General features: G+C 69.8%; 16 protein-coding genes. 12 read left to right on the top strand and 4 right to left on the bottom strand.

What is annotated here, in order from left to right; genetic code table 11:
- Positions 1–6 precede the first annotated feature (6 nt).
- The 3 genes from hmgA (at position 7) to AC1DYD_RS16380 (ending at position 3,047) form a co-directional block, all read left to right on the top strand.
- Positions 7–1,326 carry a homogentisate 1,2-dioxygenase gene (gene hmgA / locus AC1DYD_RS16390; protein WP_478173806.1) on the top strand — a complete coding sequence of 440 codons (1,320 nt, stop codon included), beginning with the start codon at positions 7–9 and terminating at the stop codon, positions 1,324–1,326.
- Positions 1,323–2,609, top strand: a complete 1,287-nt coding sequence (gene fahA, locus AC1DYD_RS16385; protein ID WP_478173805.1) for a fumarylacetoacetase — start codon at positions 1,323–1,325, stop codon at positions 2,607–2,609. The genes hmgA and fahA overlap by 4 nt, the downstream gene beginning before the upstream one ends.
- A gap of 81 nt (positions 2,610–2,690) precedes the next feature.
- Complete coding sequence (locus AC1DYD_RS16380) at positions 2,691–3,047, top strand: DUF1622 domain-containing protein (RefSeq protein WP_478173804.1); 357 nt, start codon at positions 2,691–2,693, stop codon at positions 3,045–3,047.
- Positions 3,048–3,050: 3 nt separating this feature from the next.
- Here the strand turns inward: AC1DYD_RS16380 and AC1DYD_RS16375 are convergent, their stop codons facing one another.
- Positions 3,051–3,500, bottom strand: a complete 450-nt coding sequence (locus AC1DYD_RS16375) for an acyl-CoA thioesterase (RefSeq protein ID WP_478173803.1) — start codon at positions 3,498–3,500, stop codon at positions 3,051–3,053.
- A gap of 44 nt (positions 3,501–3,544) precedes the next feature.
- Positions 3,545–4,459: a LysR family transcriptional regulator gene (locus tag AC1DYD_RS16370; RefSeq protein WP_478173802.1), complete on the bottom strand. Its 915-nt coding sequence runs from the start codon at positions 4,457–4,459 to the stop codon at positions 3,545–3,547.
- A gap of 132 nt (positions 4,460–4,591) precedes the next feature.
- Here AC1DYD_RS16370 and gtdA point away from each other — a divergent pair, with 132 nt between their 5' ends.
- The 8 genes from gtdA to AC1DYD_RS16330 all read left to right on the top strand — a co-directional run bounded on the left by gtdA (position 4,592) and on the right by AC1DYD_RS16330 (position 13,152).
- The gene (gene gtdA, locus AC1DYD_RS16365; protein WP_478173801.1) at positions 4,592–5,629 is read left to right on the top strand and encodes a gentisate 1,2-dioxygenase; all 1,038 of its coding nucleotides are present in this window, start codon (positions 4,592–4,594) and stop codon (positions 5,627–5,629) included.
- 67 nt (positions 5,630–5,696) lie between these two features.
- Entirely contained in the window at positions 5,697–6,401 is a 705-nt protein-coding gene (locus tag AC1DYD_RS16360) for a fumarylacetoacetate hydrolase family protein (RefSeq protein ID WP_478173800.1), read from the top strand.
- Between the two features lie 21 nt (positions 6,402–6,422).
- A complete protein-coding gene (locus AC1DYD_RS16355; RefSeq protein WP_478173799.1) occupies positions 6,423–7,643 on the top strand; it encodes a 3-hydroxybenzoate 6-monooxygenase in 1,221 nt (406 codons plus the stop codon).
- Positions 7,644–7,684: 41 nt separating this feature from the next.
- A complete protein-coding gene (locus tag AC1DYD_RS16350) occupies positions 7,685–8,668 on the top strand; it encodes a Bug family tripartite tricarboxylate transporter substrate binding protein (RefSeq protein ID WP_478173798.1) in 984 nt (327 codons plus the stop codon).
- A gap of 68 nt (positions 8,669–8,736) precedes the next feature.
- Positions 8,737–9,717 carry a Bug family tripartite tricarboxylate transporter substrate binding protein gene (locus tag AC1DYD_RS16345; protein ID WP_478173797.1) on the top strand — a complete coding sequence of 327 codons (981 nt, stop codon included), beginning with the start codon at positions 8,737–8,739 and terminating at the stop codon, positions 9,715–9,717.
- Between the two features lie 12 nt (positions 9,718–9,729).
- Positions 9,730–11,076 carry an FAD-dependent oxidoreductase gene (locus AC1DYD_RS16340; RefSeq protein WP_478173796.1) on the top strand — a complete coding sequence of 449 codons (1,347 nt, stop codon included), beginning with the start codon at positions 9,730–9,732 and terminating at the stop codon, positions 11,074–11,076.
- Between the two features lie 79 nt (positions 11,077–11,155).
- Positions 11,156–12,043, top strand: coding sequence for an acyl-CoA thioesterase (locus tag AC1DYD_RS16335; RefSeq protein WP_478173795.1), 888 nt, complete (start codon positions 11,156–11,158; stop codon positions 12,041–12,043).
- Positions 12,040–13,152, top strand: coding sequence for an NADH:flavin oxidoreductase/NADH oxidase (locus AC1DYD_RS16330; protein WP_478173794.1), 1,113 nt, complete (start codon positions 12,040–12,042; stop codon positions 13,150–13,152). The genes AC1DYD_RS16335 and AC1DYD_RS16330 overlap by 4 nt, the downstream gene beginning before the upstream one ends.
- A 14-nt stretch (positions 13,153–13,166) precedes the next feature.
- Here AC1DYD_RS16330 and atpE read toward each other — a convergent pair whose 3' ends face one another.
- Positions 13,167–13,406, bottom strand: a complete 240-nt coding sequence (gene atpE / locus AC1DYD_RS16325) for a F0F1 ATP synthase subunit C (protein ID WP_478173793.1) — start codon at positions 13,404–13,406, stop codon at positions 13,167–13,169.
- Positions 13,407–13,577: 171 nt separating this feature from the next.
- A complete protein-coding gene (gene uvrA / locus AC1DYD_RS16320) occupies positions 13,578–16,619 on the bottom strand; it encodes an excinuclease ABC subunit UvrA (RefSeq protein WP_478173792.1) in 3,042 nt (1,013 codons plus the stop codon).
- Between the two features lie 174 nt (positions 16,620–16,793).
- Here uvrA and ssb point away from each other — a divergent pair, with 174 nt between their 5' ends.
- Entirely contained in the window at positions 16,794–17,315 is a 522-nt protein-coding gene (ssb, locus tag AC1DYD_RS16315) for a single-stranded DNA-binding protein (protein WP_478173791.1), read from the top strand.
- Positions 17,316–17,769: the final 454 nt, after the last annotated feature.

Genomic DNA, 17,769 nt, shown 5'->3' with positions numbered 1-17,769 from the left:
GCCATCATGACGATCGCATCCACGGCCGAGCGCCGCTACCAGGCCGGCATCGGCAACGAATACGCCACCGAAGCCGTCGCCGGCGCCCTGCCGCAGGGCCGCAACAGCCCGCAGCGCGCGCCCTTCGACCTCTACCCGGAGCTGATCTCGGGCACCGCCTTCACGGCGCCGCGGCACCAGAACCGGCGCAGCTGGCTGTACCGTCGCCAGCCTTCGGTGGTGGCCGGCCGCTACCAGGCCTATCCCCAGGCGCACTGGACGACCGGCGCCGACCGCGAGATCGCGCTGCCGCCCGAGCCCCTGCGCTGGGCGCCGATCCCCTTCGGCGGCGACGAGGTCGATTTCATCGACGGCATGCACACGCTGGCGGCCAACGGCGACGCCGAGGCGCAGACCGGCATCGGCGCCCTGGTCTACCTCGCGAGCCGCTCGATGGAGCGCCGCGCCTTCGTCAATGCCGACGGCGAGATGCTGGTGGTGCCGCAGCAGGGCCGCTTGGTGATCACCACCGAGATGGGCGTGCTCGACGTCAGGCCCGGCGAGATCGCCTTGTTGCCGCGCGGCGTGGTGTTCAAGGTCGATCTGCCGGATTCGGAGGCTGGCGCGGGGCCCTCGCGCGGCTATGTCTGCGAGAACTACGGCGCCCAGTTCCGGTTGCCCGAGCTGGGCCCGATCGGCTCCAACGGCCTGGCCAACGCGCGCGACTTCCAGGCCCCGGTGGCGGCGTTCCAGGACGCCAGCGTGGCCTACGAGCTGGTCAAGAAGTCGGGCGGCCGCTTCTGGTCGGCGCCGACCCGGCATTCGCCCTTCAACGTGGTCGCCTGGCACGGCAACCTGGCGCCGGTGAAGTACGACACCGCCCACTTCATGACCATCGGCTCGATCAGCTTCGACCATCCCGATCCGTCGATCTTCACGGTGCTGACCTCGCCCTCGGACACGCCCGGCACCGCCAACTGCGACTTCGTGATCTTCCCGCCGCGCTGGCTGGTGATGGAAGACACCTTCAGGCCGCCGTGGTACCACCGCAACCTCATGAGCGAATTCATGGGCCTGGTCTACGGCGAGTACGACGCCAAGCCCGGCGGCTTCAAGCCGGGCGGCGCCAGCCTGCACAACTGCATGGTGCCGCACGGCCCCGACGAGGAAGCCTTCGACAAGGCCAGCAACGCCCAACTGGCGCCGCAGAAACTCGACAACACGCTGGCCTTCATGTTCGAGAGCCGCTTCCGGTTCATCCCGACCGGGTACGCGATGCAAAGCCCCGCGCTCGACCACGACTACGCCGACTGCTGGGCCGGCCTTCAGGATCACTTCAAGCCATGAACACCACGCTCAATGCCACCCACGATCCGAAGCTGCGCAGCTGGGTCGCCTCGGCCAACGAAGCCGGCAGCGACTTCCCGATCCAGAACCTGCCGTTCGGCCGCTTCCGTGCGGCCGGCAGCAGCGAGGCTTTCCGCATCGGCGTCGCGATCGGCGACCAGGTGCTCGACCTGAAGGCGGCTGGGCTGGTCGACACGGACGACATGAACCTGCTGATGGCCCAGGGCGTGGTCGAGAGGCAGGCGCTGCGCCGCATGCTTTCCGAAGGCCTGCGCGAAGGTAGCCCGAAGCAGGCCGCATGGGCCAAGGCCCTGCATGCGCAGGCGGCCGTCGAGCTGACCGTGCCCTGCCGCATCGGCGACTACACCGACTTCTACACCGGCATCCACCATGCGACCACGGTCGGCAAGCTGTTCCGTCCCGACCAGCCGCTGATGCCCAACTACAAGTGGGTGCCGATCGGCTACCACGGCCGGGCCTCCTCGATCGCGGTCAGCGGCCAGCGCTTCAAGCGGCCGCAGGGGCAGACCAAGGCGCCGGGCTCCGATCCGGCCGAGGCGCCCAGCTTCGGGCCCTCGAAGCGGCTCGACTACGAGCTCGAACTGGGCTTCGTCGTCGGCCAGGGCAACGCGCTGGGCGAGCCGGTCGCGATCGCCGACGCCGAGTCGCACCTGTTCGGCGTCACCCTGCTCAACGACTGGTCGGCGCGCGACTTGCAGGCCTGGGAGTACCAGCCGCTGGGCCCGTTCCTGGCGAAGAACTTCGCCTCCACGCTGTCGCCGTGGATCGTCACCATGGAGGCGCTGGCGCCGTTCCGCGCGAAGTTCGAGCGCCCCGCCGGCGATCCGCAGCCGCTGCCCTACCTGGACTCGCCGGCCAACCGCGAGCGCGGCGCGCTCGACATCACGCTCGAGGTCTGGCTCCAGACCGCGAAGATGCGCGAGGCCGGCGAGCCCGCGGTGCGGCTCACGCGCGGCAACACCGCCGAGGCCGCCTACTGGACCGCGGCGCAGCTGCTCACGCACCACACGGTGAACGGCTGCAATCTGCAGCCCGGCGATCTGCTCGGCTCCGGCACGCTGTCGGGCCCGAAGGCCGACGAAGCCGGCTCGCTGCTCGAACTGACGCTGGGCGGCAAGAACCCGATCACGCTGCCCAACGGCGAGCGCCGCACCTTCCTCGAGGACGGCGACACCCTGAGCCTGCGCGGCTACTGCGAGCGCGCCGGCGCGGTGCGCATCGGCCTGGGCGAGGTCAGCGGCACGGTGCTGGCGGCGGGCTGATCCGGCCCGACCCCTCACCAAAGGGCAATTGCGAACTGCGCCGCGCAGCAGGCACCATGGGCCGAAACCGAAGGCCCTCTCATGGAACAAGCGCTTCAGCTCCTTGCCGAACGTCTGTCGCAGACGCTCCAGTTCATCACCTTGCTGCTGCTCGCCTTCGGCACCGTGGCGGCGCTCTGGGGCCTGGGCACAGGCCTGTTCGCGCGGCGGCCGGTGTCCGCCGTCACGCTCGAGGTCTGGCAGGGGCTCTCGCGCTGGTTGCTGCTGGGGCTTGAGTTCATGCTGGCGGCCGACCTGATCGCCACCGCGGTGTCGCCCAACTGGGACGACATCGGCAAGCTCGGCGCCATTGCCGCGATCCGTACCGTGCTCGGCTTCTTCCTCGGGCGGGACATCGAGCTGGCGCGGCGCATCGCGCAGGAGCCTGCGGCTCGGTGAGCGCTAGCTCGCGGCCGCGGCCGCCCGGGCCGCCTCGAGATGCGCCCGGGCCCGCTCGGCCAGCGCCATCTCGCCCGGCGTGCCGGGCGTGAAGGTGTCGACCGGCAGGGTGCGGCCGTGCGAATCGACCGAGACGAAGACCACCAGGCACTCGGTGGTCTTGTGCATCTCTCCGCCCTTCATGTCGCCGCTGCGCACCTCGACCGAGATGTTCATGCTGCTGTTGCCGGTGTAGGCGAGGCGGGCCTCGACCTCGACCAGGTCGCCGATCATGATCGGGCGATGGAAGCGGATGCTGCCGATGAAGACCGTGACGCAGTAGCGCTTGGACCAGCTGGTCGCGCAGGCGTAGCCGGCTTCGTCGATCCATTTCATGACGGTGCCGCCGTGGACCTTGCCGCCGAAGTTGACGGTGCTGGGTTCGGCCAGGAAGCGCAGGGTGATAGACGACATAGGGGGCCTGGGCGAGGAGTGGATCGAGGGGGCGCCCGCGCCGATTATGCGAGCGCCGCGGCGTTTCGTGGGGCGAACAGCTGCGCCACGGTGCGCCGCAGCCACATGTTGCCGGCGTCGGCGTGGAAGCGCTCGTGCCAGTGCTGCTTGACCGCGTACGAGGGCAGCGCGAAGGGCGGCTCCAGCAGCCTCACCCGCTCCTGCGTCGCCAGCACCTCGCCGAGGATCCGCGGCACGATCACGATCAGCTCGGTGTGGGCCACGATCCGCGCCACGCTCAGGAAGCTGGACAGCCGAACCACCACGTTGCGCTCCAGCCCGAGGCGGGCGATGGTCTTGTCGACGATCGCGTGGCCGGTGCCCGAGGAGGAGATCACGGCGTGCGCCTCGGCCTCGAAGCGGCGGCGCGTGAGCCGGGCGCCGATGCGCGGATGGTTCTGCGCCGCCAGGCAGACGAAGTTCTGCAAGAAGAGCGTCTGCTGGTAGAAGCCGGCGTCCAGCTGCGGCATGAAGCCGACCGCCAGGTCGACCTCGCCATCCTCCAGCCGGCGGCTGCTGTCGGTCGAGATGATCTCGGTCTCGAGGTGCACGCCCGGCGCCTCGCGCCGCAGGTGGTCGAGCAGGCCCGGCAGCAGCACCACCTCGCTGATGTCGGTCATGCAGATGCGGAAGCTGCGCCGCGCCTCGGACGGCGCGAAGCCGGCGCGGCTGCCGCGCGCCTGGTCGAGCTGGGCCAGCACCTCGCGCACATGGCCGCTGAGCCGCTGCGCGTAGGGCGTGGGCTGCATGCCCTGGGCGGTGCGCACGAAAAGCCGGTCGTCGAAATGCGCGCGCAGCTTGTTGAGCATGGTGCTGGCCGCCGCCTGCGCCATGCCCAGGCGGTCGGCCGCCTTCGAGACGCTGCCGGTCTTGTAGACCTCGTCGAAGACCGAGAGCCATTCGAGGTCGAGCTTGGACATGGGGATTCGGGTCGGTGGAAAGCCACCATTATCTAAAAACAATATTCCAAGTATTGAGTAGAAGTCTTGAACAAATAGTGGTCGCGCCCAACAATCCGTGCCTCGGCGTCCGACGCCAGGAGACAACGCCCCATGAACGAACGCCGCGCCTACTACGAGCGCATCCGCCCGCTGAACCTGACCCCGCTGTGGGAGTCGCTGCACGCATTGGTGCCGCGCGAGCCGCAGACGCCCTGCGTGCCGGCGCTGTGGCGCTACGACGAGATCCGGCCGCTGCTGATGGCGTCGGCCGAGCTGATCACCGCCGAGGAAGCGGTGCGCCGGGTGCTGGTGCTCGAGAACCCGGCGATCCCCGGGCGCTCGTCGATCACGCAGTCGCTCTATGCCGGGCTGCAGCTGATCATGCCGGGCGAGGTGGCGCCCTCGCACCGCCACGTGCAGTCGGCGCTGCGCTTCGTCGTCGACGGCAAGGGGGCCTACACCACGGTCGCCGGCGAGCGAACCACGATGTACCCGGGCGACTTCATCATCACGCCCTCGTGGGCCTGGCACGACCACGGCAACGAGGGCATCGCGGGCGTGAGCGAGCCGGTGGTCTGGCTCGACGGCCTCGACATCCCGATGATCCGCTTCTTCGACGCCGGCTTCGCCGAGAACGACGACGCCCGCATGCAGCAGGTGGCGCGGCCCGAAGGCCACAGCCTGGCGCGCTTCGGCCACAACATGGTGCCGGTGCGCCACGACCACACCGCGCCGACCTCGCCGATCTTCAACTACCCCTATGCGCGCAGCCGCGAGGCCCTGGCCCAGCTGCAGAAACAGGAGGCGCCCGACGCCTGGCTGGGCCACAAGCTGCGCTACATCAACCCGCTGACCGGCGGCTCGCCGATGCCGACCATCGCGACGAACCTGCAGCTGCTGCCGGCGGGCTTTGCCGGCAAGGCGCACCGCGCCACCGACGGCGCGGTCTACAGCGTGGTCGAGGGCCATGGCAGCGCCGAGATCGGCGGCCAGCGCTTCGCCTTCGGGCCGCGCGACACCTTCGTCGTGCCCTCCTGGGCGCCGCTGCGCCTCGCAGCCTCCGACGAAGTGGTGCTGTTCAGCTTCTCCGACCGGCCGGTGCAACAGGCGATGGGCGTGCTGCGCGAAGCCTTCCTCGACAACGCCTGATTTCCTCCGGCTGCCGCGCGCAGCCGTTTCTCGATCCCCATGGCCGCAGCGCGCGGCAGGAGCCTCCATGTCCTTCGTCCTTCCTCCCCCGGCCATCGTCGGCCTTCCCGTCGCCGGCACCGCCGAGCTGTTCCCGGTGCGCCGCGTCTACTGCGTCGGCCGCAACTACGCGGCGCATGCGCGCGAGATGGGCTTCGACCCCGACCGCGAGCCGCCCTTCTTCTTCTGCAAGCCGAACGACGACGCCTCGGTGGTGCCGGTGCCCGCCGGCCGTGCCGTGGCCATTCCCTATCCGGCCCAGACCGTCAACTACCACTACGAGGCCGAGCTGGTGGTGGCGATCGGCGAGGGCGGCCGCGACATCGCGGTCGAGGACGCGGTGCGCCACATCTACGGCTACGCGGCCGGCCTCGACATGACGCGCCGCGACCTGCAGATGAAGATGCGCGAGCAGGGCCGGCCGTGGGAGATCGGCAAGGCCTTCGACTTCTCGGCCCCGGTGGGCGTGCTGCGCCCGCGCGCCGCAATGGGCGAGATGACGGCCGGGGCGATCACGCTCGAGGTCGACGGCGAAGTGCGCCAGAAGAGCGACATCCGCAACCTGATCTGGTCGGTCAGCGAGGTCATCGCCAATCTGTCGACCTTGTTCGCGCTGCAGCCCGGCGACCTGATCTTCACCGGCACGCCCGAGGGCGTCGGCGCGGTGCGGCGCGGGCAGACCCTGAACGTGCGCATCGACGGCCTGGAGCCGATCTCGGTGCGCGTCGACTGACTTTTCTCGAAGGGGACCCTCATGAGCCTGACATCCGGAAGCAAACCCTCCGTGCTGCTGGTCGGCGGCGGCATCGGCGGCCTGGCCACGGCGCTGGCGCTGGCGCGGCTGGGCATCGGCGTCGACCTGCTGGAGCAGAGCGCCACCATCGGCGAGATCGGCGCCGGCCTGCAGCTGGGGCCCAACGCCTTCGCGGCGCTCGATGCGCTCGGCGTCGGCGAGGCGGTGCGGCGCGGCTCGGTCTTCACCGACCGGCTGGTGATGATGGACGCGGTCGATTGCCGCGAGCTCGCCTCGGTGCCGGTCGGCGAGGCCTTCCGGGCGCGCTTCGGCAACCCGTACGCGGTCAGCCATCGGGCCGACCTGCACGGCGCCATCCACGACGCCGTGAAGCAGCAGCCGCTGATCCGCTTCCACACTTCGGCGCAGGTCGAGGCGCTGGCGCTGGGCGAGCGCGGCGTGACCGCGGTGACGCGCGACGGCCGCCGCTTCAGCGCCGACGGCATCGTCGGCTGCGACGGCGTCAAGTCGGTGGTGCGCGCCCGGCTCATCGGCGACGCGCCGCGGGTCTCGGGCCACGTGGTCTACCGCGCCGTGGTGCCGGCGGCCGACATGCCGGAGGACCTGCGCTGGAACGCGCCCGTGGTCTGGGCCGGTCCCAACTGCCACCTGGTCCACTACCCGCTGCGCCAGGGCGAGCAATACAACCTGGTCGTCACCTTCCACAGCCGCGAACGCGAGGAGTGGGGCGTCGGCGAAGGCAGCAAGGAAGAGGTGATGTCCTATTTCGAGGGCGTGCATGCGCGCCCGCGGCAGCTGCTCGACCGGCCCACCTCCTGGCGCCGCTGGAGCACCGCCGACCGCGAGCCGGTCGCGACCTGGAGCGAGGGCCGGGCCACGCTGCTCGGCGACGCCGCCCATCCGATGATGCAGTACCTGGCGCAGGGCGCTTGCATGGCGCTCGAGGATGCGGTGACGCTCGGCGCCGCGGTCGAGGCCTGCGACTTCGACCTGGCCGCTGCCTTCCGGCTCTATGCCGCGGCCCGGGTCGCGCGCACCGCGCGCGTGGTGCTGTCGGTGCGCGAGATGGGCCGCCTCTACCACGCCAGCGGCGTCGAGCGCCTGGTGCGCAACAGCCTCTGGGTCGGCCGCACGCCCGAGCGCTTCTACGATGCGGTCGAGTGGCTCTATGGCTGGAACCCGGCGCACTGCCTGGACGACGCGCGCGCCGCAGCAACCTGATGCAAATCCCGACCTTTCATTTCCAACCAGAGACAAGCCGCATGAAATCCCTCCGCTCGCTGCTCGCCGCCAGCGCCACGGCCCTGCTTTCCACCACCGCGGCGGCCCAGGCGCCGGCCGCGGACTTCCCGAGCAAGCCCGTGACCATCGTCACGCCCTTCGCGGCCGGCAGCGGCCCCGACGCGGTGCTGCGGCTGATCTCGGACAAGCTCGGCCGGCTCTGGAACCAGCGCGTGCTGGTCGACAACAAGCCCGGCGGCGGCGGCTTCATCGCGATCGAGCAGGCGCGCCGCGCCGCGCCCGACGGCTACACGCTGCTGCAGCTCGACAGCGAGCACATCGCCGCGCTGCCGCACCTCTACAAGTCGCGCAATTTCGTGACGCTGCAGCATTTCGACCCGGTGGCCTCGCTGTTCCGCACCCCCTTCTTCGTCGCCGTGCCGACCGACTCCAAGTGGAAGACCATGAGCGACCTGGTCGCCGCCGCCAAGGACAAGCCCGGCCAGGTCAGCTATGGCTCATGGGGCGTCGGCAGCCCCGGCCACCTGGGCGCCCAGCAACTCGAGGCGCTGACCGGCACCCACATGCAGCACGTGCCCTACCGCGAGGTCTCGCAGCTGTTCGCCAACGTCGGCTCGGGCGAGGTGGCCTGGAGCTTCGCCAGCCTGCCGTCGAGCCAGGGCATCTACAAGGCCGGCAAGCTGCGCTACATCGCGATCGCGGCGCCGAAGCGCATCCCGCAGATGCCCGACGTGCCGACCATGGCCGAGGCCGGCGGGCCGGCCGGGCTGGACGTCAACTCCTTCGTTTCGCTGCTGACGCCGAAGGGCGTGCCGGCGGCGATCCGCATGAAGATCAACGTGGACGTCGCCAAGGTCATCGCCGACCCCGAGATCCGGGCCCGCTTCGACACCTTCGCCTTCGAGCCGCTGGCCTGGTCGCCGGAAGAGATCGAGCGCAACGCCGAGGCGAAGTCGAAGATCTACGGCGAGCTCGTGAAGCGCGGGAACATCAGCCTCGAATGAGGTCTGATGACGTCTGGTTACAAGAGCGGGCTATCCTTCGTTTCCCAATTTCCCCCCACCGAGTTTCCATGCATCCCTCCAAGAGAGCCCTCCTGATCGCTGCCGCCTGCGGCCTCGCCGCCGGTGCCCTGCCGCTCGCCGCCTCGGCGCAGGGCGCGGCCTGGCCGACCAAGCCGATCCGGCTGATCGTCGGTTTCCCGGGCGGCTCGACCCCCGACATCGCGGCGCGCACCATCGCCGAGCCATTGGCCAAGGCCCTCGGCCAGCCGGTGGTGGTCGACAACAAGCCGGGCGCCTCGGGCAACATCGCGGCCGACCAGGTGGCCAAGGCGAGCGACGACCACACGCTGGGCATCGTCATCAACGGCAACCTGACCTCGTCGAAGATGCTGTACCCGAAGCTGCCCTACGACCCGGGCAAGGATTTCACCTACCTGTCGCTGATCGCCACCGCGCCGCTGGTGCTGGTGAGCCAGAGCAGCCTGCCCACCGGCGCCGCCTTCTTCGACGCCGCCCGCAAGGGCGGCGACAAGTGGAGCTACGGCTCGGTCGGCGTCGGCTCGGTGGGGCACCTCGGCATGGAGTTGCTCAAGAGCAAGGTCCCGGGCCTGAAGGCCGAGCACGTGCCCTACCAGGGCAACCCGCAGGTCATGACCGATCTGATCGGCAACCAGATCCAGATGGCGCTGATCCCGCCCGGCGTGGCGCTGCCGCAGATCAAGGCCGGCAAGGTCAAGGCCATCGGCTTGACCAGCGGGCGCAGCACGCTGGCGCCCGACGTGCCGGCGCTGGCGGACGCGGGGGTGCGCGACTTCAACCTCGAAGTCTGGACCGCACTGGTTGGCCCGGCCAACCTGTCGAAGACGGCGCAGGACCGCATCACGAAGGAGCTGGCGATCATCATGAAGTCGGCCGAGGTGCGCCAGAAGCTGTTCGAGCAGGGCTGGCAGGCGGTCGGCACCTCGCCCGACGGCATGCGCACGCGGGTCAAGGAAGAGGCCGCGATCATGACCAAGATCATTTCCACCAACGGAATCAAGCTTCAGTAACCCCCCAGCAAAATGAACGATGTCCTTCGCGAACCTGCGCGCGATCTGCCGGTCTTCGGCGACTACGACGTCGTGGTGGTCGGCGGCGGGCCGGCCGGCATCGCGGCCGCGGTGAGCGCGGCGCGCCACGGCGCCCGCACGCTGCTGGTGGAGCGCTACGGCTTCCTCGGCGGCATGGGCACCGCCGGCGGCGTGACCAATTTCGCCGGTCTCTACGGCAAGCGCGACGGCCAGATGACGCAGCTGGTGCATGGCGTGGCCGACGAACTGCTGGCGCGCATCGATGCGCTCGGCGGCCTCAACCAGCCGCAGGATGGCCTGCAGGGCCGCATCCGCGTGCGCTCCTACGACACCTCGATCTACAAGTGCGCGGCCGACCAGCTGCTGCTGGACGCCGGCGTGCACCTCTTGTTCCATGCGCTGGCCGCGGCCGTCGTGATGGACGGCGATCGGATCGCGGCGCTGGTGGTCGAGACCAAGTCGGGCCGTCAGGCGATCCGCGCCAATGCCTTCGTCGACGGCAGCGGCGATGCCGATGTCGCGGCCTTCGCCGGCGTGCCCTTCGCGGTCGGCGATGGCCTGGGCAGCGGCCTGTTTCCCTCGACCATGTTCCGGGTCGGCCACGTCGAGGCGGCGCGCGCGCTGGCCGCGGTCGGCGAGTTCAAGGCCATCAACGACCTGATGGCGCAGGCGCGCGAGCGCGACCCGAACGCCTACCGCTTTCCGCGCGAGGGCGCCATCCTGCGCCCGCAGATCGACCCGCGCGAATGGCGCGCCAACGTGACGCAGATCCGCAATGCGGAAGGCGGCGCGATGAACGGCGTCGATGCCCGCCAGCTCAGCGACGGCGAGGTCGAGGGCCGGCGCCAGATCGGCGAGTTCTTCCGTTTTCTCAAGGCCGAGGTGCCGGGCTTCGAGCAGTCGGCCATCGTCGAGATCGCGCCCCAGGTCGGGATCCGCGAGACCCGGCGCATCGAGGGGCTGTACGCCCTGTCCGGCGAAGACATCCTGTCGTCGGCGCGCTTCGACGACAGCATCGGCATCAACGCCTGGCCGATGGAGATGCACGCGGCGGGCCGGATCGAGTGGGCCTTTCCGCGCGACCAGCGGCGCACCTTCAACCAGCTGCCCTGGCGCATGCTGGTGCCGCGCGGGGTCGACAACCTGCTGGTGGCCGGCCGCTGCGCCTCGATGACCCACGAGGGCCAGTCGGCCGCGCGCGCCAGCGGCGGCTGCTTCGTGATGGGGCAGGCCGCGGGCACTGCCGCAGCGGCACTGGGCGCCGGCCGCTTCGCCGAGGTCGAGGTGCCGGCGCTGCAGCGCAAGCTGGCGGCCAACGGCGTCGACCTGGACCGCTGAACATCGCCTGACAGCCGCGGGACAGCGCGGCGGCCGGGTCTTTGCTATCGTGGCAGGCTCCCATTTTCCGGCCTCCCCGATGATTGATCCTTCCACCGCCGCCCGCGTCGTCGCCGACCTGGTCGCGCTGATGCGCCTCGAACCCCTGGGCGACGACCGCTTCCTGGCCCAGAGCGAGGACATCGGCACCCCCGCCGTCTTCGGCGGCCAGGTGCTCGGCCAGGCCCTGATGGCCGCCAGCCGCACGGTCGAAGCCGACCGGCCGGCCCATTCGCTGCACGCCTATTTCCTGCTGCCCGGCGAGCATGCGCCGATCGAGTATGCGGTCGACCGCGTGCGTGACGGCCGCAGCTTCACCACCCGCCATGTGGTGGCGCGCCAGGGCGAGCGCATCATCTTCGAGATGTCGGCCTCGTTCCAGACCGTCGACGACGGCATCGAGCACCAGCTGCCGATGCCCGCCGCGGCCGGCCCGCAGGGCCTGGCGAGCGAACTCGAGCAGCGCCTCACGATGGGCGAGCGCCTGCCCGCGCGCTGGCGCGTCAAGGGCCTGGCGCCGCACGGCCTGGAGTACCGCCGGGTCGACCCCGACGACCTGCTGGCGCCCGAGGCGCGGCCGGCCGAGAGCGCGCTCTGGATGCGCGCCATCGCCGCGCTGCCCGACGACCCCAACGTGCATCGCGCGCTGCTGGCCTATGCCTCGGACCATGGTCTGCTGGGCGCGGCCATGCGGCCCCACGGGCTCAGCTTCATGAGCGGCCAGGTGCGTCCCGCGAGCCTCGACCATGCGATGTGGTTCCATCGCGACTTCCGGCTCGACGACTGGCTGCTCTACAGCCTCGATTCGCCGAGCGCGAGCGGCGCCCGCGGCTTGTGCCGTGGCAGCATCTTCGCGCGCGACGGCCGGCTGGTCGCTTCGACCGCCCAGGAGGGCATGCTGCGGGTGCGGCGCCCTGAAAGCGCATGAGTTCTCTGTTCTCGCCCTTCGCGCTCGGCCCGCTGGGGCTGCGCAACCGCATCGTGATCGCGCCGATGTGCCAGTACTCGGCCGCGGACGGCAATGCGCTCGACTGGCACCTGATCCATCTGGGGCAGCTCGCGCTGTCGGGCGCCGGGCTGCTGATCATCGAGGCGACCGCGGTCGAGGCCCTCGGGCGCATCACGCTCGGCGACCTCGGCCTCTACAGCGACGACAACCAGGCGGCGCTGGCGCGGGTGCTGGCGGCCATCCGGCGGCATTCGCGCATCCCGGTCGCGATCCAGCTCGGCCACGCGGGGCGCAAGGCGTCCAGCCATGTGCCGTGGGACGGCGGCCAGTGCCTGGCGCCGGCGCAGGGCGCCTGGCAGACGGTCGCGCCTTCGGCCCTGCCGCACGCGCCCGGCGAGCCCCCGCCCGTGGCGCTCAATGCCGACGGCCTGGCGCGCGTCAAGGCGGCCTTCGTGCGGGCGGCGCAGCGCGCCGATGCGCTCGGGCTCGATGCCATCGAGCTGCACGCGGCGCACGGCTACCTGCTGCACCAGTTCCTGTCGCCGATCGCGAATCGCCGCGAGGACGATTTCGGCGGCTCCCTCGACCAGCGCATGCGCTTTCCGCTCGAGGTCTTCGAGGCCGTGCGCGCCGCCGTGCCGCAGCGCATGCCGGTCGGGGTCCGCATCTCGGCCACCGACTGGGTCGAGGGCGGCTGGGACGTCGACCAGAGCATCGCCTTCGCCCGGGGGCTCGAGCAGCGCGGCTGCAGCTTCATCCATGTCTCGTCGGGCGGCGTCTCGCCGCAGCAGAAGATCCCGGTCGGCCCCGGCTACCAGGTGCCGCTGGCCGCGCAGATCAAGCGCGCCGTCGGCATGCCGACCGTCGCGGTCGGACTGGTCACCGAGCCGCAACAGGCCGAAGCGATCGTCGCGGCCGGCCAGTCCGATCTGGTGGCGCTGGCCCGCGCGATCCTGTTCGAGCCCCACTGGCCCTGGCGCGCCGCCGCCGAACTCGGGGCCCAGGTCGAGGCCCCGCCGCAGTACTGGCGCTCGCAGCCGCGCGAGCTGAAGGCCTTGTTCGGGGACGCCCGCATCGGACAGCGCTGACTGCGCCGCAGCCGCTACCTGAACGGGTTGGCGGTCGCGAACCAGAGGCCAATGCCGGTGGCGATGATGAAGGCGCTGTCGGTGACGCCGGCGATCAGGAAGAACAGCGTCTGCAGCGTGTCCTTGAGCTCGGGTTGCCGCGCCGTGCCCTCCAGCAGCTTCGCACCCACGATGCCGATGCCGATGCACGAACCCACGGCGGCGATGCCGATGAGGAGGGCCACTGCGAGGGGGAGAATGTCGAAGCCGGTCATGATGCGCTTTCGTTGGCCTTGGAGGGTCGGCCTGGTGGCTGCCGGCACCACCCTGGTTCCGGCTGGCCTCCAATGTCGCGCGGCGCCTGCGCGGCGTCGATGACCTTGCAGGTCATGGCGCCGGCGCCGCACGCGTCGCCGACCCGGCGCGGCGCTGCCTGGGCGCGAGCCTCAGCCCAGCAAGCGCTTGAGGTAGCGCCCGGTGTGGCTGGCCTCGTTGGCGGCGATGTTCTCCGGCGTGCCCACGCCCACCACGGTGCCGCCGCCGGCCCCGCCCTCGGGGCCCATGTCGATCACCCAGTCGGCGGTTTTGATGACGTCGAGGTTGTGCTCGATCACCACGATCGTGTTGCCGGCATCGCGCAGCTGGTGCAGCACCTTGAGCAGCAGTTCGATGTCGGCGAAGTGCAGCCCGGTGGTCGGCTCGTCGAGGATGTAGAGCGTACGGCCGGTGTCGCGCTTGCTGAGCTCGAGCGCGAGCTTGACTCTTTGCGCTTCACCGCCCGACAGCGTGGTCGCCGACTGGCCCAGCTTGATGTAGGAGAGGCCGACGTCGAGCAGGGTGCGCAGCTTGCGCTCGATGGTCGGCACCGCACGCAGGAAGTCGTGCGCGGTCTCGACCGTCATGTCGAGGATCTGCGCGATGTTGCGGCCCTTGTAGAGCACCTCGAGCGTCTCGCGGTTGTAGCGCTGGCCGTGGCAGACCTCGCAGGGCACGTAGACGTCGGGCAGGAAGTGCATCTCGACCTTGACCACGCCGTCGCCCTGGCAGGCCTCGCAGCGGCCGCCCGCGACGTTGAAGCTGAAGCGGCCCGGTCCGTAGCCGCGCTCGCGCGCGGTGTTGGTCTCGGCCATCAGCTCGCGGATCGGCGTGAAGAGTCCCGTGTAGGTCGCCGGGTTGCTGCGCGGCGTGCGGCCGATCGGCGACTGGTCGACGTTGATCACCTTGTCGAAGTACTCGATGCCCTCTACGCCCACGTGCGCGGCCGGCTCCTCGTGGGCGCGGTACAGCGTGCGCGCGACCGTGCTGTAGAGCGTGTCGTTGACCAGCGTCGACTTGCCCGAGCCCGAGACGCCGGTCACGCAGGTCAGCAGGCCGACCGGGAAGGCCACGCTCACGTCCTGGAGGTTGTTGCCGGTGGCGCCGATGACGCGGATTTCCTGCAGGTCGCTCTGCGAGGCCAGATGCGCGGCCTCGCGCGCCGCGCGCCGCTCGGCTGCGGGACTGGGCGGAAAGCGCGGCGGCTTCTTGCCTCCGTGGAAGGCCGCGGTCGCCACCACCGGCAGCCACGGCGTACGGCGCTGGGGCACGTCGATCTTCTTGGCGCCTGACAGGTACTGACCGGTCAGCGAGTCCGGGTGGGCCGCGACTTCGGCGTAGCTGCCCTGCGCCATCACTCGGCCGCCGTGGACGCCGGCGCCCGGCCCCATGTCGATCACGTGGTCGGCCGCGTGGATCATGTCCTCGTCGTGCTCGACCACGATCACGCTGTTGCCGATGTCGCGCAGGTGGCGCAGCGTGCCGATCAGGCGGTCGTTGTCGCGCTGGTGCAGGCCGATGCTGGGCTCGTCGAGCACGTACATCACGCCCGTCAGGCCCGAGCCGATCTGCGAGGCCAGCCGGATGCGCTGCGCCTCGCCGCCCGACAGCGTCTCTGCGCTGCGGTCCAGGCTCAGGTAGTTGAGGCCGACGTCGTTGAGGAACTTGAGCCTGAGGCCGATCTCGCGCACCACCTTGTCGGCGATCTCGGCCTTGGCGCCGCGCAGCTGCAGCTGCTGGAAGTAGGCCAGGCTGTCGCGCAGCGTGGCGCGGCTGACCTCGTAGATCGCCATGCGCTTCGGCTCGGGCCCGGATTCGTCGACCAGGAACACGTTGCGCGCCTCGGGCCGCAGGCGCGAGCCTTCGCAGTCGGGGCAGGGCTGCATGTTGCGAAAGCGCGAGAGGTCTTCCCGCACCATCGTCGAGTCGGTCTCGCGGTAGCGCCGCGCCATGTTCGGGATGATTCCTTCGAAGGGATGCTTGCGCACCAGCTTCTTGCCGGCCTGCTGGCCGCTGTCCATCACGTAGCTGAACTTGATCTCTTCCTGCGCCGAGCCGTGCAGCACCGTCTGCTGGACCGAGGCGGGCAGCTCCTCGAAGGGCTTGTCGACGTCGAACTTGTAGTGCTTGGCCACGCTCTCCAGCATGCTGAAGTAGTAGCCGTTGCGCCGGTCCCAGCCCTTGACGGCGCCGCTCGCGAGGCTCAGCGACGGGAAGGCGACCACCCGCGCCGGATCGAAGAACTCGCGGTGCCCGAGGCCATCGCAGCTCGGGCAGGCGCCGACGGGCGAATTGAACGAGAACAGCCGCGGCTCGAGCTCAGCCAGCGAGTAGTGGCAGATCGGGCAGGCGAACTTGGCGTTGAACAGGTGTTCCTGCGGCGCGGCGGGCGCGCTGCCTTCGGCCGCGGGCGCCTCCATCTCGAGCGCGATCGCGCGGCCGTCGGCCAACCGCAGCGCGGCCTCGAAGCTCTCGGCCAGGCGCTGCTGCATGTCGGGGCGCGCGCGCAGGCGGTCGATCACGACGTCGATGTCGTGCTTCTCGGTCTTCTTGAGCTTGGGCAGGTCGTTGTACTCATAGGTCTGGCCGTCGACCCGGAAGCGGATGTAGCCCTGGGCCTGCATCTCGGCGAACAGCTCCAAGAACTCGCCCTTCTTCTCGCGCGCCACCGGCGCCAGGATCATCAGGCGCGGCTCGTCCGGAATCGCCAGTACGGCATCCACCATCTGCGACACGGTCTGCGCCTGCAGCGGCAGGTGGTGTTCGGGGCAGTAGGGCGTGCCGGCGCGGGCGTACAGCAGGCGCAGGTAGTCGTGGATCTCGGTCACCGTGCCCACTGTGGAGCGCGGGTTGTGGCTGGTCGCCTTCTGCTCGATGCTGATCGCCGGCGACAGGCCCTCGATCATGTCGACGTCCGGCTTGTCCATCAGCTGCAGGAACTGCCGCGCATAGGCCGACAGGCTCTCGACGTAGCGGCGCTGGCCCTCGGCATAGAGCGTGTCGAAGGCCAGGCTCGACTTGCCCGAGCCCGACAGGCCGGTGATCACCACCAGCTTGTTGCGCGGGATGTCCAGGTCGACGTTCTTGAGGTTGTGCGTGCGTGCGCCGCGGATGCTGATGCGCTGCTGCGCCAGCACGGCGCCGAGGTAGGCGTCTTCGGGGGGGAATTTCACGGGGCGGTCGATTTTGGACAACCGGACATGATAAGTCCTGGGCGGTTTCCGAGCCTGGGGGCGGTTTCCTCCCGTTTCCGGTGCGGATGGTTCCGAGGCGGGCCTCCGGCCTCGCGCATGCGGCACAATCTCCGGTTTTCCTTCTCCTTCATCCATTCATCAGGGGCAGTGCATATGGCATCGGTCAACAAAGTCATCCTCGTCGGCAATCTGGGACGCGATCCCGAAACCCGCACCTTTCCCAGCGGCGACCAGGTCTGCAACGTGACCCTGGCCACCACCGACAAGTGGAAGGACAAGCAGAGCGGCGAGATGCGCGAGGCCACCGAGTGGCATCGCCTGGTGTTCAACGGCCGGCTGGCCGAAATCGCCGCGCAGTACCTGCGCAAGGGCTCGCAGATCTACGTCGAAGGCCAGATCCGCACCCGCAAGTACAACGACAAGGACGGCGTCGAGAAATACGCCACCGACATCCGCGTCGACCAGATGCAGATGCTCGGCAGCCGCCAGGGCCAGGGCGGTCCTTCGGGCGGGGACGACGACGGCGGCTACTCGCAGGGTGGTGGCGGCGGCGGTGGCTATTCGCGTCCGCCCGCAGCCGCTCCGCGCGCGCCTGCGGCCGCGCCGGCTCCACGCCAGGCACCGGCCAAGTCGTCGTCGGGCTTCGACGACATGGACGACGACATTCCGTTCTAGTCTGGACTTGAACTGATTTGTCAATAAAGGAGCCGGTTCTCATCGAGAACCGGCTCTTTACTTTTGTGCCACGTTTTTTGTAGACGCCGCTTGTCATGGAACTGGCGCTCATGTAGACAAAATGGAGACAAGCAATCATGTCCACATGCTTGTCTTGCGTTCAGGAGAGCGCCTGCCCGTCTGCTGGACCGGGGCTCCGGCACGCCGCTCTTCTTACCCTCCATATACGCTCTGACGACGGGGCGCATGAAGGGCCGATCCGAATCCACGATCGAGCAATCCCTCAGGGCCATCGGGTGGCTCTACGACTTTCTCAGACGGGAGGGTATCGACTTGATGGTCAAACGCAGGCCGCTTTCTCCCTCAACTGTTCCGTCCCGCGTGGAACTACGTCACTCCCGCGACCGGGATGAACTCGATCCGATCGAAACCCGCAATCAGTTGAGTGCCACGT

This window comes from Variovorax sp. P4_B11 (genome assembly GCF_056402355.1).
Note: the sequence above shows the minus strand (reverse complement) of the source record. Positions and strands in the feature narration are given on the sequence as shown.